Source organism: Ensifer sp. NM-2 (genome assembly GCF_003024455.1).
In the GTDB taxonomy this organism is placed as follows: domain Bacteria; phylum Pseudomonadota; class Alphaproteobacteria; order Rhizobiales; family Rhizobiaceae; genus Ensifer; species Ensifer canadensis.
Window position 1 is genome coordinate 295,236 of the sequence record NZ_PVZR01000005.1, and the last position, 15,193, is coordinate 310,428.

Sequence of the window (15,193 nt, forward strand, 5' to 3'; positions counted from 1 at the left end):
TATCCAGACATCGCATCTTTCGATTACCGCTTATTCAAACGACACTCTAATTGGCTGCGCATGCCTGGCACCCACGAATGTACATCTCTCCAAGGCCCTGCCCCGGGGGCCTATTTTTTCGGGACGACGATCCTGTGTGAGGCGAAATGAGAAATTGCACCCTATTGCGTCACCGGCTGATGTTACCGAGCGCTGCAGGGCCGACAGTGTCTAAATCAGCCTGCCGCCATGGCAGCGGATGATAGGGGGCAGGCTCCGTATCCACGCCTCGAGAATGTCTAGCCCAGCCAGTTCCACGGCCGCGCAGCGCCCCTGTAGCATCCCGAAGTTCGAGCGGCCGGTCCCATCGAGTACAACGGCCTCGCCGTCGAGGATCATGGTCGTGGGGCCGAGTACCTTCGCCGCCGTCTCTCGTCAGTCATGGCCGCACGCGTAGGGATGCGCGGTTCGCTTCGATATGTGTCGCCCAGGTGGTATCCATTCCACTTGATTTCGAATGCCTAATCGCCAGCGTACGGAACCCTTTTGGCAGACACAGCGAGGCATGGCTCGACACGCTCGGGGATGGGCTCAAATGGCATACGAGGCTGATCGGGGTGCACAGCTTGTGCGGCTGGCCTCGCAACACACCGTGGGCGGATACTTTAACCACAACCCATAAGGGGACGCTTCGCCCACGATAGTCACCATACATTAGCAAACGGAACAATGCCCTCTGACCCGCGTTTAAATTGCATAAGCGTTGGCGAAATGTGGAGGCAACCCAACGCGGAGTCCGGACGGTCTGGCTACCCTCTACCCCAAAGACCGTCTGGATCTCCCCGCAATTTCACAATTGAATCCCGCCTGCGCCGGCGCATACTCGAAGCGGGCTAACGTCGGCCTATTCAGCCCTGGGCCGGCTGGGATTAGGGCTATGAGCGAATCGGTTGGATCTCGCACAGAGATGATAACGCCTGACGATGTCGAGAAAATAGACGGCGTCTTCCGGGAAATGGTTCAGGAAAGGCACCTCGCTTTTGATAGCGAAGAAGCAATCGCGCTCGCAGCGCGGCTGATCAGCCATTTTCAAAGCGGCATTCACGATCAGGCTGCGCTGAAGCTGGCGAGCTAACTGAGAGCGTAGCCGCCTTCACGCCGGGACACCAGGAAAAGAGCGGCCTTCTTTGGAAGTTCTGTGGCGTAAGAAGGCCGCAGCAATATCAGCAATGCCTAAATATACAGCTAAATCTGACGATTGGCGAGAACAATCGCGTGCAAAGCGTGAGTTGGTAAAGAGCCAGCTCGTTTCGGGCGGAGACGAACAAGCTCTCTTATTTACGCGTGTTCGCCTCGTTGAACAGGCGCGCGTCGAGCGTGGGCACGCTTGTCCACTCGAGGTAACCCGCTCCAATCCTCGAAGGCGCGTAAGTCCAAGTCCACCCCAGACCACGAATGGCACGTCCATTTGGTCATGCCTCGTCAACGGTAAGAGATGTCTTACCGTTGAGTTCATCATGCGCGGAACCGGTCCCTGCAGTGAACGCCCGTCTCTATCCGGCATTTCTATAAAATCAGCGATGAGGGATTCCGCGACCAGCACCCCTGGTCGATCTTCAGTAGGGGGCATCTGCTAAGATGGTGCCGAAACTGCGCGTGGGCGAAGTCGCCGAATCGCCGCGCAAATCGGCAGACGAGGGTGGGGGAGCGGACGTTTAACTTGCGCCGCTGGTTCTAGTCAGATGGTCGACGCATCGGCCGCCGCGTTATCAGAGACCAGCCTGCAAATGACGATTGCCTGAACCATTGGCCGGCTACCCCGGCCCTTCCCTTCCGCCATCTTTAGGAGGCGGATCGGCAAGCTGCACTTTCGACCTCGGCAATTACGTCGCTGATTTCCCGCTCTGCTTTTTTCTCGATGCCTATGAACCGGTTCTCAGCATTTTGGCTCGTGAGAATGAGTTCATCTAGCTTCGCTTGAATTGCTTCATTGTCGCGATTTTGCGTGTTCTGCAACACGAAGACCATCAGAAACGTAATGATGGTAGTGCCCGTATTGATAACAAGCTGCCAGTTTTCGGAGAACCCGAAAAAGGGCCCGCTTACAGCCCACGCAGCAATTAAAAGCACGGCCGCGACGAAGATAACAGGCTTCCCAGCCCAATGGGCAATCGTGTTGGCGAAGCGCGTGAACAAGTTTTCCATTGCTGCCTATCCGTTGTTGTAGCTTCCGTCATTTCAACGGCTTAGATAGATCTTTGTTCCGACCGAGATGCTGCCTCGCAGGGCGCTGAGAAAGTTACTCTGTTGGCGAAATGTTGGTGCTTCATGCGTCGCAATCGCTCTTCGATCTTTCCAAGACGCTAGTTGGAACTTTGCGATCCGCGCACACTCTCAATCAGCGCCAAATATTCCCTGACCGGCTGGATTGGCGACGCTGCGCGCGACGATCAAAGCTCTTCGAATTCAACGAGCATGTGGTCAAGTCATACTGGATTGCAGCAACCGAGGTAGGGGCGATCGCGCCAGATAGCGATTGGTCGAGGTAGCCAGAACGTTAATAAGGGTGATCCGGTGCGACCAGGAATTCAGGCCGCTCTGGGTCTGTTGTTTGGTGAAGCGCCGCCGCACCGCTACGATCCTGCTGCTTCCAATCTAGCTGCGGCCTAAAAATTGTAACTGGGGCATGTTTGATGGCGCGGACGAGATTGCGGTGCTCTTGAAATTACCTATTGTTGTCGTGGAACACCGTTACGAGGCTAATGCTGATATGCGCGTTTTCGTTCTGCTAATGGGCTTCCCTGGCGTCGGGAAGCTGACAATTGCTAATGAACTAAGCACCCTCGTTTCTGCAAAAGTCATCGATAACCATTGGTTCAACAATCCGATATTCCGCCTCCTGGACGATGACGGGATTACGCCCCTCCCGAACGGGATATCGGAATACACTGGAAGAATCCGACAGGTAGTTCTGGACGCGATTGTGGCCTACAGCCCCACTTCGGCAAGCTTCATCTTCACGCAGGCCCTTGTCGAAGGCAATCAAGGCAGTATTCGCACGTTTGAACAGATAGCCGGCGCGGCGCAGCAAAGTGCAGCGTCGCTCATTCCCATAAGATTGCTTTGCGATGAGGACGAGTTGGCGCGCCGTGTTTCTACTCCCACACGTCGTGAGCGACTAAAGTCGATTGACACAAGAGCCTCCAGACAGAGAAGCAGAAAAGCTCGGGTCTTCGATCCCCAACACCCGTTTGCCTCGGATTTGGACGTCACTTCGAAATCAGCGAGGGCCAGTGCAGCTGCTATCCAGCAACATGTTATCCGAGTGATTGCCGGTGATTTTGGCCCACCTCGAACGACAGGTTTCGTTACCTAGAATTAGGATTGGTTCTCCCGGTATTGTCCACGACCAGTCCCGACATGTGTGCATAAGTCTCTGCTTTGGACCACCTGAAGCCACGGAGGCTTCGATAGCCGCGGCGATGGCTAAGTTATTCCGCCGCGTCACCAAGCGGCAAAGACGTTGGGCTGGAGCGCCTCGATGACAAGGCGGTCGCCCGCCTTGTCAAGTCCGCGGCCCTGGCCGCCGGCCTGCATGGCGACCTCAGTGGGAACGAGCCTGCGGCCAAATTCTCCGGTCATTCGCTGCGCGCGGCCTGGCCCCCCTCGGGCGAGGTCGATGAGCGTCATGTGCAAAAGAAGATCGGCCATGCGAGCGCGGATATGATCCGCAAATCCCAGCGCCGACGCGACGGATTTAGGTTCAATCTGACGAAGGCCGCGGGGCTGTGGGGACCTTATCCCGCCAGCATATGTGCGAGCATATTTCTGATGTGGTCCTGCGCACCGTAGAAGATGGCCGCGATAATAATTGTGCGGCTATGTTCAACCGGTAGAAACCAAACAGCCGTGTTGTCCCGCGGAAGAAACCGCATCTCGGGATGAATATCGGGCCGCAGAGTCCCGATATAGGGCGTCTCGACGAGGCGATCGATTTCGACACGCAATTTGCGGATCCGTTCAGCTGGTACGCTTCACAGCCTCGCCAGGCGGGTCCCCGAGTTCGACATAGGCGTCGAACAGATGATCGAAGATCAACTCGAAATCGCGTTCGGCATCTTTAGAATATTCAAGAGCCCACACGAACAACCCGTCGCTTCCGCTCGATCATTGCCGCGACGCGGCTTTCCATTTCCGTGGCAGAAATCATCGGTCCGTTCAATCGCCGCTGGACCAATTCCCGAAGCGCTGCCGTTTCAACGGCCTCAGTTTCCGTCTTTTGCCAAAGCAGTTCGAGGCCCTGCTGAAGAACGGAACTCATGCTGGAATACCGGCCGCTCTCAACCAGCGAACGGGCAAACGCATCCTGCTGGTCGGTCAGCGAGATCGACGATTTGACACTCATAGGTTCAACTCCTTTGAGCTTAACACTAGCACATTCGTCAATCTGACGAGATGATCCGATAGGACGACAAAGTCAGGGATGTCGGGTCGGATCGCCTCAATGGCAAGGAGGTGACGCGCACCTAGTCGAAGGAACCGCGATTGCCGACGTCGCGGGTGGCGACGCCGCCGAGGCTGAGCGAGGACTTGAATTCTTTGGCCATTGGCTGCCCGCGGGTCTAGCGTTTCGACGGGTTGATGAGCGATATGTGCAAAGCATCGGCGGCACGCTGAAAAAGGACGCAGCAAATATCGCGCCGACGCGACCGCTGCCACACCAATCTCACGAAGGCGTCGGGGCTTTGAGAGCCCTCCCCTGCTCCCGGCGTGAGACGTTAGGTCAAAATTCAGGTGTGGGTTTTCAGCATGTAACCGGGGCAGATTTGTGGGCCGTAGGGTGAGCAAGTGCGGGACATCGGCGGTGAGGAGAGGAGAGGGGCTTGAGTTGCAGAACCTCTTCGCCATCGTCATTCGTACCTGAGCGCATCGACGGGATCGAGCCTGGCTGCCCGCCAGGCCGGGAAGAGCGTGGCGAGGAAAGAGAGGACCAGCGCCATCAGGACGACCGATAGGGTTTCCGCGATGTCCATGCGTGCGGGCAACTGGCTAAGGAGATAAATCTCGGGATTGAACAGCGTCGTCCCCGACAGCCACGAAAAGAACTGGCGGATCAGTTCGATATTCATGCACACGATGACGCCGAGCACGACGCCCGCGATCGTGCCGACGACGCCGATTGCCGCCCCTGTCATGAAGAAGATGCGCATGACCGCGCCGCTCGTCGCGCCCATCGTGCGCAGAATCGCGATGTCGGGACCCTTGTCCTTGACCAGCATGGACAATCCCGAAATGATGTTGAGCGCGGCGACCAGCACAATCAGCGTCAGGATCATGAACATGACGTTGCGCTGGACCTGAAGGGCCGAGAAAAAGGTGTGGTTGCGCTGGCGCCAGTCCGTCAGAAACACGGGCCGCAATGCCGCGCCCCCGACGGCCGGGCGTAACTGGTCCACCTCATCCGGGTCGTCGACGAAGACCTCGATAGATTGCACGACGCCTTCAGAATTGAAGAAGAGCTGGGCTTCGCTGAGCGGCAGATAGATGATCGAACTGTCATATTCCGAGATGCCGACCTCGAAGATCGCAGCCACTGTATAGATCTTCTGGCGCGGGGTGACGCCGAGCGGGGTTACGTCGCCTTCGGGCGCGACAAGCTGGATGCCGTCGCCGACCGATAGACCTAGGCTTTCGGCCATCCGCTTGCCGATGGCCACACCTTCCGATGCGTCGAAGCCGTCGAGCGTGCCCTGGCGAATATTGTTCGAGACCAGGTCCAGCTTGCCGATGTCCTCCTCGCGCACGCCGCGCACCAGCGCGCCGGTTCCCGAACCGATCCGGCCGCTTGCGAGCACCTGCCCCTGGGCCAGCGGCATTGCATAGCGCACGCCGGTAATGCCGTTGAAGCGCGCGACGATCTCCTCATAGTCGTCGAGACCGCTTTCGAGCGGCTGCACGATCAGATGACCGTTGATGCCGAGGAGGCGGGCGAGGAGTTCGGCGCGAAAGCCGTTCATAACCGCCATGACGGTGATCAGCGTCGCCACACCCAGCATGATGCCGATGAACGAGATGATCGAGATGGCAGAAACCACCGTTTCCTTGCGCTTGGAGCGCAGATAGCGCCACGCGACCATGCGCTCGAAGGCCGAAAACGGCCCCGCGCCCATTTTTGAGACGACTTCCCTCATGCGGTGGCTCCCGGAGCTCCGACCACCACAATCCGTGTGGCCTTGCGAGTTGCATGATGGTGATCGGGAAGGCGATAAGATGTATCGTTGGAAAAGGCTATCAACCAAGCATTGCGTGAACATTGCGGCGGACTCGGGTGCAGCACATTTGAAGGCCCGGTCCCCGGCCGGGACGGTACCGGCAACAGAAGGGTAGTGACTTCCGCTGAAAGCTTGCTGACCTGATCGACCAGAACCGTCACAAGGTTGCGCAACGCCTTCAGCGAAAGCGTGTCAGCATGTTCGGGCGAGGCAAGTCGTTTTTTGGCCATGGCCGAAGGCATCATGATTTGCCCCAAGCGCGGAATCCCCCTGGCGCCACCAAAAACGGCTCGCTCTCACTTATGCACACTTCCCTCAGTGGGTCGGCCAAAAGCCTGTTCGCGGTAGGGACGCTCATTGCTGAGCGCCGCCCCCGCACAGATCCGGACGTGCGGAATTCCCGCATCCGGCTCCTACCTTGAGTGTTTGACGGCAAAACGCGCATTCGGCCAAGGATGAAGGATACGTGGTAGCGGAAGCCATTCATCGGCCATCTTCGACATCCGGTTCCATGTCAGGACATGTTTCTGGCTGCGTCGCCGCAGCGCTCGCAGCCATAGCCGTTTGACATGTTCCCGGAACGCCCAGAGCGACCAATGATTGGTCGGTACGGCATGATAGGCGAAGTATCCGGTGATCACCTGCCTCAACCACTTTCCCTGTTCCGGGATCGGGTGATGCAAGCGTCGTTGCAGTTCGCTCTTGATCTCCTTCAGCTTTGCTCGTCTGCGGTCTCGCCGACTCTTACGTCGGATTTGAAACCGGCCATGCCGATCCCTTGCGCAGATATGTGTAAAGCCTAGGAAGTCGAACGTCTCCGGTTTGCCAAGACCTTTCTTCTTGCGGGTGGTAGCCGCAAAGCGGCCAAACGCTATCAGTCGGGTCTTGTCCGGATGAAGCTGCAACGCAAACTCCTGCAACCGTTCTCGCATCATGTCCCAGAAACGCCGGGCATCGGCTTCGTATTGGAAGCCAACCACGATATCGTCCGCGTAGCGCACGATGATCACATCGCCGGTGGCCTCACGTCGTCGCCAACGATCCGCCCAAAGATCGAAGACGTAGTGCAGGTAGATATTGGCAAGCAGTGGCGAAATCACCGATCCCTGCCCGGTTCCCCTTTCACTAGCCGCAACGATCCCGTTTTCCAGAATACCCGCCCTGAGCCATTTGCGGATCAGGCGGATGATGCGCCTATCGCCGATGCGGTGCTCTACGAAGCGGACCAGCCAGTCCTGGCTGACGCCGTCGAAAAAGCCCGCAATGTCGGCGTCGAGAATGTAGCTCACCTTTCGCGTTTCGATCCCGACAAACAAGGCGTCCAGCGCATCATGCTGGCCGCGCCCCGGTCGGAACCCATAGCTGAACCCGAGGAAGTCCTCCTCGTAGATTTGGTTCAGCACAGCCGCCGTCGCCCTCTGGACAATCTTGTCTTCAAGGGCAGAAATCGCAAGCGGCCTCTGCCGTCCGTCTGGCTTCGGTATATACGTCCGCCTTGACGGTAGGGCGCGATACGCTTCCCGTTGAACCCGGCAATGCAGGTCCGCGATCCTTTGATCGAGGTCTGCTTCGTAGGTTCGCCACGTTTGTCCGTCCACGCCGGGGGCCGCGTTACGCTTGAGTGCGTAGAACGCCGTCCTCAGCATCTCTGGATTGATGTGGTGGAAGAGCGCGGTGAACTTCTCCTTCTTCCTTTGCTTTGCGGCTTGCCGTATGCGGTCCAGCGCATGGGACACACTTTCCCGGTCCTGTGCCCGGCGCGTGCTGTGCTGATCCGGATTCCCCTCGGTTCCCGCCCTTCGCTCCTCCTGCTCCGCCGCCGGCAGACCGACTTTGTTCGCAGGGTTCTTCGCTACTATGGCGGAATCAGACTCCTCATGATCGTGCATCATCGGCTAAGGTTCCTCACCTTCCCGATGCGGACCAACATGGGGCTACGCCACGCTGGCCAATCACGAGGCCCCCCGGTTCCCGTGCAAGGAGCGTCCATGCATGCCAGGGTCTGCGACCACGCCGGGTCGAACAGACACTTGCGATAATGTGCTTGTTCGTATTGCCTTCCGCGTAGGTGGAATGCGTCGGCACCCGAAATGTCCAGTCTTTCGCGGCTCAATGGCTGGCCTGCATGCTCCCCTGTCAACACTTCACGTACAGCCTCACGACTGCCCGCGCATGACTCGGGGCCGATGTGGATCGCCACTCTTTCATCGTAATGGACTTGCACCATCTACCACCGCTTCAAAGTCCCGGCTGAACTTCCTGTCGCTGCTCAGAGGCAGCTATCACGACTGTGTCTTGAACGATGCCGCCTTCAACTATCTGGACAACCGTCGCGCCGATCCGGCACTCGCGGCGAAACTCCACAGCCATGAACCGCGGCGCTTTTGCAACCAGGTGCCGTTCCTCGAATACCTGGCCGGCAAGGGTATCGACATCTTCGACAGGCTGACGGTCCGCGTGCTCGCGGAAGCCGGCATCTGGGGATCCATTCGCCATCACGGTCTTCTCGCCGAGACGGTGATCGTCTCCGACGATGCCGGCCAGTTGCGGGTCGGCAAATGCTCTGTGTTGGGCCCACGCTGAACGGCTGCTGCAAAAACTGATGCCGGCAACACCGCGGCAGGCCCGCAAGGTCGAGACGGTGCGGGATCTCGTCTGGCGGTTCTACCGGACACTCAAGAGCGTCAGGCGAAAGGCCCCGCCCGGCCTTGCCGCCGCATTCCACAAACGCTTCGCGCGGATCTTCTCGCTGCGCACCGGCTATCAAGAGCTCGATAAGCTTCTGGCTCGTCTTTGTCGCCGAAAGGATGAACTGCTCAAGGTGTTGGACCGGCCGGGGATCCCGCTGCACACCAATGCCTCGGAGAACGATCTGCACAGCTTCGTCACCAAACGAAAAATCTCCGGCGGCACGATGAGCCGGGATGGTCGTGTCGCGCGCGACACCATGCTTGGGCTGATGAAGACCTGCCGAAAGCTGCCTGTCGTTCTGGCACTATCTCGGCGATCGGATCGGTCTGGAAGGCCAAGCCATTCCGCCGCTGGCCACACTTGTCGCGACCAGAGCCTAGCCGCTCCACCCCTCCCCTACGATCGGGCGTCCCGCACTTCCTCAGCCCACGGTATGATCCACATCGCGACGCGCTTCGCCCATCAATGCGGCACGGCCAACCAATCTGCCCCGGTTACCTCAGCATGGCGCTTCAATTGAAATCGGAAGAGGCACAAACCCACTGAAGTAACACCGCAAATTCCCCAAACGGAAGTTAATTGCCAGTAAGGTTCCCTCATTCATGCGCAACTTGCCTCACCATTGCCGTCTCACTTTTGATCGGAAACGAACTGAAATGGACTATTTCCGTTGGACAGCACGCATCGGCCGCGTCGTTGTTCTAAGCGCCTGCGCTCTCGTCCCGATTGTTTTTATCGAAACCAGACACTACCAACCCGCCTCTCAGCTCTTCTGAAGATCCAACGGTGCCGTCGTCACACATACGCGCATGCGTTTACTCCGGCCATCGGCGATAGTGGCTCGATCGCTTAGCACAAGCCGCATACGTCCCTTTGAAAGGAGAGCCTAACGTCGCGGCGCGATTACACATTCGCCAAGACAAGCGTACCGCTTTGAGGACGGAAATGGCTGGCGCCGGTTTGATCGTCTGAATGGAGGCGAACATGAGGCACCAAACACGCGAGCAACTATCGGCAGTAGCGCAGGTCGAACAGGGCCTGCAGCAAATGACCCTTTCTCGCAACGACCGCTGGGAGCGCTGGGCGGGACGTCTTGAGCAGAAGCCGCAGCGGCTACTCTCCACGCTTTTCGAAATCGAGTATCAGCCGGCTCGTCTGCGTGACAAGATGCGTAGCGATAACTCGCCGATCTCGGTTGCGTCCGAAGACCCGGTATTGCGCGCGGCCGGATTGAAAAACGATACCTTCGGCGAAGCAAGGCGCTTTTTCGAAGTGAGTGCCGAGCAATTGCACGAAGTGATCTGCTACTGCCATTTCGGCACAACTATCAGTGGAGCGACCGCTGCTCGAACTGTCAGATCACTGCTGCTTTAGAGCGTTGAACATTGGCAACGACCGTGAGCGGACACCCCTGCTGACCATTGCCGGGGTGCCCGTCAAGAACGTGAAGGCGCGACCAATCGATGCGAAAGCCGCATTTTTGTGAGGCGACAGAGCACGATTCAACGAATCCAGGCATCAAAGGGATGCTGAAGACTCTTGACTGAATCTCGTGGAAATGCGAATCTCACCTTGCTACAGATCGAGAAGGGCTCCACGACGGAAACGTTTGGGGCCTTTTTCTTTATTCATCAGCCTCCTGAAGCCTGCCTTTGCTGGAACTCTGCGTACAACTCATCGAGCTTATGCTCGACGAAGGAACCGAAGTCGGCTGCTACGCGCTTATCGAATACGATGCTAAGGCGCTCGCCATTTTCCGAAACCCGCACGGCCTTTTCGCCCGAACCGTCTTTCCACACCGATTTTCTAGCCGGCTCTGGCACCTGCTTCAGGCAGTTGTACACGGCAAGAAAGCGGTCGTCTGACGAGAAATTTTTGAAAGCCGGCTCTTCGATCAGCTTCAACGCTACCTGGTGCTTTGGCTTATCTTCCATCAGATCCGCAATATCGGCCCAACGGGTTCGGCCGAAGCCTGGAGCCGGCCCTACCGCCTCGATGAGGGCGCCCGGTAGCCGTGTAACGAGGGCAATCATACGTGAGAGCGCTGCCTTGTCGACGCCCAGGGCCGACATGATGACGTCCCTGCTGAACTCGCGTTGCTCAAGGCGCGAGGCGAAGAAGGACCGCTCGATGAAGGAAAGATCGGTGCGCGCGTTGTTCTCTTGTCCCTGGCTGACGACCAGTTGCTCGTCGCTCAGCTCCCTGACCACGGCTTTGATCGTGCCGCCGATCTGACGAACGGCCGCCAGGCGCCTGTGGCCGTATGCAACCTGATAACGGCCATCGCTTGTCGGATGCGGCCTGACTAGGATGGGGACCTGCTGGCCATGCTCGCGAATCTGAGCCTCCAGGAGATCCTGATCATCTTGGCTAACGCCCAATCGATCCGAAACGAAGGAGACATCGATCAGCTCCGGGTCCAGTTCTACGACGGCCTGGCCCTTTGCCAACTGCTTCTCAAGATCCTCGACGCGTTGCGCGCGTTCGTTGATGCCGCCGAGAGATTGCGAGATGGCGCCAACCGGTGAAGCACGCTTCAACGGCTTTTCAAAGCCGGCCAAAGGGCGCAATTCGGCGAGCGGGCGCTCATGTTGCACATCGAGCGATGAGGGGAGGTCCCCCTGTTCTATTCCGAAGACATTTTTGCGCGCCATCGCTTATTTCCTTCCCCAGGTCTGCTTCACGAGGTCCTCGATTTCGGCGTTTACCGCCGTCAGTGACTCGAGTGCACGATCGTATGTGCCGCGGGTAAACTGGCTCCGATCGACTTCGTACAACGTCTGCTTGGTAAGGCCGGCATCCGACACCGCTGTCGACTTGACCATCGCATTTTCGAGAACGCGATTTCCGAAGATCGAACGCATGAAGCCCGCCATTTGCGACTGAGGGCCATCATTCGGCTCGTAGCGCGTCACGAGGTAGCGCAGCCAGTCGTAGTCCATTGTTCCGCCGGCGTTCTCGACGACCTCGAGAAGGTCGCCTGTCATGTGCAGGAACTGGCTCATGGACATGACGTCGAGCATCTGCGGGTGAACCGTGATGAGAACCGAGGTCGCCGCGCAGAGCGCCGACAGTGTTAGAAATCCAAGCTGGGGAGGGCAGTCGATAACGACGATGTCGTAGGCGCTTTCGATTTCGGCCAGGCATTCGCCGATGCGGGCAAAGAACATGGAATCGCTGCGACCACGAGCGATCAAAGCCTTGGGGGTCTCGTGTTCGAATTCCATCAATTCCAGGTTCCCCGGAATGATGTGCAAATTGGGCGTATATGTCGCTCGAACGATTTCGGTTATGTCTCTTCGCTCTTCGTCGTAGCGGATTGCGCCATAAAGCGTCTCGTTTTCGCCCACGTCGAGCTCTGGCTGATGGCCGAAGAGCGCGGACAACGATGCCTGCGGATCGAGATCGATTGCAAGTACGCGGTAGCCGCGAAGGGCAAGGAATTGAGCGAGATGGGCAGACGAGGTCGTCTTACCCGAGCCGCCCTTGAAGTTCATGACGGAAATGACCTGAAGCTTTTCGCCATCCTGGCGATGACGGATATAGCGGCGAGGTCCCTTCCCGCCCTCGTCCAGCAGACGGCGCAGCTCCTGAATATCTTCGACGCTGTACAACCGTCTGCCATTGGGGAGCGGCTCTGGGCCATGCCCTTCCGAAACAATCTGCCTGAGGTAGCCTTGATGAATTCCGATGAAGTCGGCGGCTTCGGCGGGTGTGAAGCTGCGTATCGTCTTGCGTGCGGTCGGTGGGAAGGTGCGTTGCTGATGCGCCTGCAATTGACGCGACAGTTCCTCTGCGTCAGAAGCGATTAGGGAGCGTAGTCCACCAGCGGCTTTCAGAGGTTTGTTGAGCATCGGTTTCTCTTTTGTCCTATCCGCGCTTATTTGCGGTTTTGACGGCAATATGCGCTGATCAGGAGTAACCCGATTCCAACATGGGCTGCAACCCTCTCGGTTGCGTTGTGCATGTACAACTTATCTCAATCTCCTTTGGTGCTGGGCAGTTGTACGTGTACAACAGACGGCAGAAGAGTGGACAGCGCCCGCTCGCTTCGCACGAGGTTGCGTTCGTCAGGCGGGTCGGTGTTTGGAGCCGAATACTTCTTCGACGCGCCCGTTGCCTGATTTTTTGCCGCGGCAGATGCCGAATATTCTGTCCAGTAGCTGGAGCAAAATCCAACCGAAGTTGTCCAAGGAACATGCGCGGCTAGCCTACGTTACCGACAGTTCTGCGAGTTTGCGCGATCCGCCTTTGCCAGGAAGCCTTCCTTTGAGCGCAGGCAACATTGCTCGCAGGCTTGTTTCGTCGTTGCAGGCAAACCCGCTCACGGGTGGCGTCGCCACCTGTTGTATGCTAGAAAGTGAGTCCTAGCGTTCGATGCGCCAAAAAATGGATGGATCGAAAGCCGCCGTGACGTCCGACTGACGGAACGTAACTTGCCATTAGTTTCCGTATGCGTATAAATATCAACTATATCAAAGAGTTAGGGCTGCTATAGTTGGCCCAAGAACTGCGCATTTGCAGCATTTGCGCGCGGTTTTGTCCCGTAACTCAGTTTACGCCAGTGTTATCAGGGCAAAAGTCATTCCCGGTTGGTTGTACATGTACAACTCCGGAATTGAGGCGGTGTTAACAGGCCAGGGGCAGGAGCGCAGGTCATGAAGGCGGATGGCCGTTCAACCGCGTTCGCGCTCGATATGCTTGGAACCGTCCGTTCCCCGTTCGGATTGCCCAGAACGCTAATAACTTGCCGGCATCATTTATCGTTCCCAAGGTTGACAATCGGGAGCCTCACGAGGACCAGAAGCTACACTCAGCATCCCCTTCACTCCGGAACTGACTGTAGTCGTTGACGTGTGGTAGGCGACGATTTCCGGAGGCCGAACATGCGCGAAACCTGGGTAGAATGCGTCATTGTGAGCTGCAGCAGCCACACGGTAAGCAGATCGCGTGGGACCCGGCACACCGGTTCGTCTCCTTACCGGTTGCTGGCCAGTTCAGTCCGGATTTCGCTATGGAACGGCGGTTAATCTCTGCCCTGACGCTAAGTTTGGCACATGCCCGTGAAGCAGGCTCGATCCACATTCATCGCGGCCATCGACGAGGCGAAAATTAGAAGATTGCGCTGAGGGCAGTAGGGATGTGCGAGACCTTGGCTTCGGAACATTCTTCAGTGAACGAGGTTGGTAGCCTCATGAAGAGCACCGAAGAGCGAGCAAAGACCGGCATGATGACGTTCGTTGCGGCAATATTCGCCATCGCGCTCATTATCGCCGGATCATACTTGATGTTCTGGACGCCAGCTGAGCCAGATGGTCAGCCAGCGCCTCACGCGATTGATCAGAGCAAGTAGGAGCGATGGATCCGAGCGACACACCCACAGACCTTCCTCCCTCCGCAGACTTGCCCTGGCAGAAAAGGCAAAAAGTGTTGGCGGGTAGCCGGCTTGCGCTATTCATTGTCGGGGTTGCGATCAGTGCTTTCGCTATTTACGCCTTCATCGTCATCTACGGCACTATCGTTAGCACTCAGTAGGCGCCTGGGGCCAGTGCGAATGCTGGATGTCGAGGCTGGGTGGAGGCAATGTACGTGCGGATTTGCTTCCAACACCGCGTCAGACCGCGATCGGCAACGCACAGCTGCGCAACACCCTTGCAAGCTCAGGCAACTCACAGGCTCGCAAAGATCATAAGCGACGCGGGAAAAACTCAGGCGACGGGCGAACGCCACGGCCGGGGAGATGAAGCCGCCCGAGCCGAAAGGGGGCGGCCAAGCGGCAACAAAATTTTTTCGACGTCTTCTTTTCATACCCTTGAAGTGGCGATGTGTGTTTCCAATATCGATTTCGTCTTCTTTTCATCCGGTAGAATGTCAAGGAGGAACCAATGCACATTCCGGAGATGCCATGGTCGGTGCCGCTGTTGGTGCGGCTGCAAAACGGTACAAGCCGAGTTTTCTCCTCGGTCTACGATGCTCTTGATTTTCTCGAGAATGAATGGCCACTTCGACGTGGACAACGCTACGAACGAGCGATTAGGACCTGCCGTGGCGCGCTCAACAGATCGGCACCGATAGCGGTGGCCCGAGAAGCGTTTATCGCTGCATGCCTGGAAGCTGGTATGCCGGCCACAGGAACGTTCGAGCATCTGCGAACATCGAAACGCAATGACAACAGTCCGCAAAGAGCGGCCTAGTGTTGCCAAAAATGCGTCCAATGAAGCCAGGTAAAGTCTTCATCCACTCCTGGCCCC

Annotated in this window: 14 protein-coding genes and 2 pseudogenes; 8 read left to right on the forward strand and 8 right to left on the reverse strand. The window is 57.6% G+C overall.

What is annotated here, in order from left to right; genetic code table 11:
• Positions 1 to 946: 946 nt before the first annotated feature.
• Positions 947 to 1,114, forward strand: coding sequence for a hypothetical protein (locus tag C6558_RS13175; protein ID WP_245449158.1), 168 nt, complete (start codon positions 947 to 949; stop codon positions 1,112 to 1,114).
• Between the two features lie 707 nt (positions 1,115 to 1,821).
• On the opposite strand, the gene C6558_RS13180 is transcribed toward C6558_RS13175, so the two are convergent.
• Positions 1,822 to 2,184: a low affinity iron permease family protein gene (locus C6558_RS13180; protein ID WP_082557309.1), complete on the reverse strand. Its 363-nt coding sequence runs from the start codon at positions 2,182 to 2,184 to the stop codon at positions 1,822 to 1,824.
• A gap of 565 nt (positions 2,185 to 2,749) precedes the next feature.
• On the opposite strand from C6558_RS13180, the gene C6558_RS13185 reads away from it, so the two are divergent.
• Together C6558_RS13185 and C6558_RS40725 are read left to right on the forward strand one after the other, a co-directional pair.
• Positions 2,750 to 3,355, forward strand: a complete 606-nt coding sequence (locus C6558_RS13185) for a chloramphenicol phosphotransferase (protein WP_057214137.1) — start codon at positions 2,750 to 2,752, stop codon at positions 3,353 to 3,355.
• 103 nt (positions 3,356 to 3,458) lie between these two features.
• Positions 3,459 to 3,768, forward strand: a pseudogene (locus tag C6558_RS40725) (integrase); the annotation flags it as partial.
• 8 nt (positions 3,769 to 3,776) lie between these two features.
• Here the strand turns inward: C6558_RS40725 and C6558_RS13195 are convergent.
• The 5 genes and pseudogenes from C6558_RS13195 to ltrA form a co-directional block, all read right to left on the reverse strand.
• A pseudogene (locus C6558_RS13195) lies at positions 3,777 to 4,128 on the reverse strand (type II toxin-antitoxin system RelE/ParE family toxin).
• Positions 4,109 to 4,384 (reverse strand): type II toxin-antitoxin system ParD family antitoxin, encoded by a 276-nt coding sequence (locus C6558_RS13200; protein ID WP_057213948.1) that lies wholly within the window; start codon positions 4,382 to 4,384, stop codon positions 4,109 to 4,111. The pseudogene C6558_RS13195 and the gene C6558_RS13200 overlap by 20 nt, the downstream one beginning before the upstream one ends.
• A gap of 505 nt (positions 4,385 to 4,889) precedes the next feature.
• Entirely contained in the window at positions 4,890 to 6,170 is a 1,281-nt protein-coding gene (locus tag C6558_RS13205; RefSeq protein WP_107027326.1) for a lipoprotein-releasing ABC transporter permease subunit, read from the reverse strand.
• Positions 6,167 to 6,496, reverse strand: coding sequence for a hypothetical protein (locus tag C6558_RS13210; RefSeq protein WP_107027327.1), 330 nt, complete (start codon positions 6,494 to 6,496; stop codon positions 6,167 to 6,169). Before C6558_RS13210 ends, C6558_RS13205 begins: the two co-directional genes overlap by 4 nt.
• 168 nt (positions 6,497 to 6,664) lie before the next feature.
• Positions 6,665 to 8,140: a group II intron reverse transcriptase/maturase gene (gene ltrA, locus C6558_RS13215; RefSeq protein ID WP_057214141.1), complete on the reverse strand. Its 1,476-nt coding sequence runs from the start codon at positions 8,138 to 8,140 to the stop codon at positions 6,665 to 6,667.
• Between the two features lie 406 nt (positions 8,141 to 8,546).
• On the opposite strand from ltrA, the gene C6558_RS40730 reads away from it, so the two are divergent.
• The 3 genes from C6558_RS40730 (at position 8,547) to C6558_RS13230 (ending at position 10,316) form a co-directional block, all read left to right on the forward strand.
• The gene (locus C6558_RS40730; RefSeq protein ID WP_063997083.1) at positions 8,547 to 8,834 is read left to right on the forward strand and encodes a hypothetical protein; all 288 of its coding nucleotides are present in this window, start codon (positions 8,547 to 8,549) and stop codon (positions 8,832 to 8,834) included.
• 19 nt (positions 8,835 to 8,853) lie between these two features.
• Complete coding sequence (locus tag C6558_RS13225) at positions 8,854 to 9,462, forward strand: transposase (protein WP_244494634.1); 609 nt, start codon at positions 8,854 to 8,856, stop codon at positions 9,460 to 9,462.
• A 464-nt stretch (positions 9,463 to 9,926) separates the two neighbouring features.
• The gene (locus C6558_RS13230) at positions 9,927 to 10,316 is read left to right on the forward strand and encodes a hypothetical protein (RefSeq protein WP_057214144.1); all 390 of its coding nucleotides are present in this window, start codon (positions 9,927 to 9,929) and stop codon (positions 10,314 to 10,316) included.
• Positions 10,317 to 10,573: 257 nt separating this feature from the next.
• Here C6558_RS13230 and repB read toward each other — a convergent pair whose 3' ends face one another.
• On the reverse strand, positions 10,574 to 11,596 hold the full coding sequence (repB, locus tag C6558_RS13235; protein WP_057213956.1) for a plasmid partitioning protein RepB: 1,023 nt from the start codon (positions 11,594 to 11,596) through the stop codon (positions 10,574 to 10,576).
• Positions 11,597 to 11,599: 3 nt separating this feature from the next.
• A complete protein-coding gene (gene repA / locus C6558_RS13240) occupies positions 11,600 to 12,796 on the reverse strand; it encodes a plasmid partitioning protein RepA (RefSeq protein ID WP_057213959.1) in 1,197 nt (398 codons plus the stop codon).
• 1,340 nt (positions 12,797 to 14,136) lie between these two features.
• Here repA and C6558_RS39910 point away from each other — a divergent pair.
• A complete protein-coding gene (locus C6558_RS39910) occupies positions 14,137 to 14,295 on the forward strand; it encodes a hypothetical protein (RefSeq protein ID WP_158268931.1) in 159 nt (52 codons plus the stop codon).
• A 532-nt stretch (positions 14,296 to 14,827) separates the two neighbouring features.
• On the forward strand, positions 14,828 to 15,136 hold the full coding sequence (locus C6558_RS13255) for a DUF982 domain-containing protein (protein WP_082557310.1): 309 nt from the start codon (positions 14,828 to 14,830) through the stop codon (positions 15,134 to 15,136).
• Positions 15,137 to 15,193: the final 57 nt, after the last annotated feature.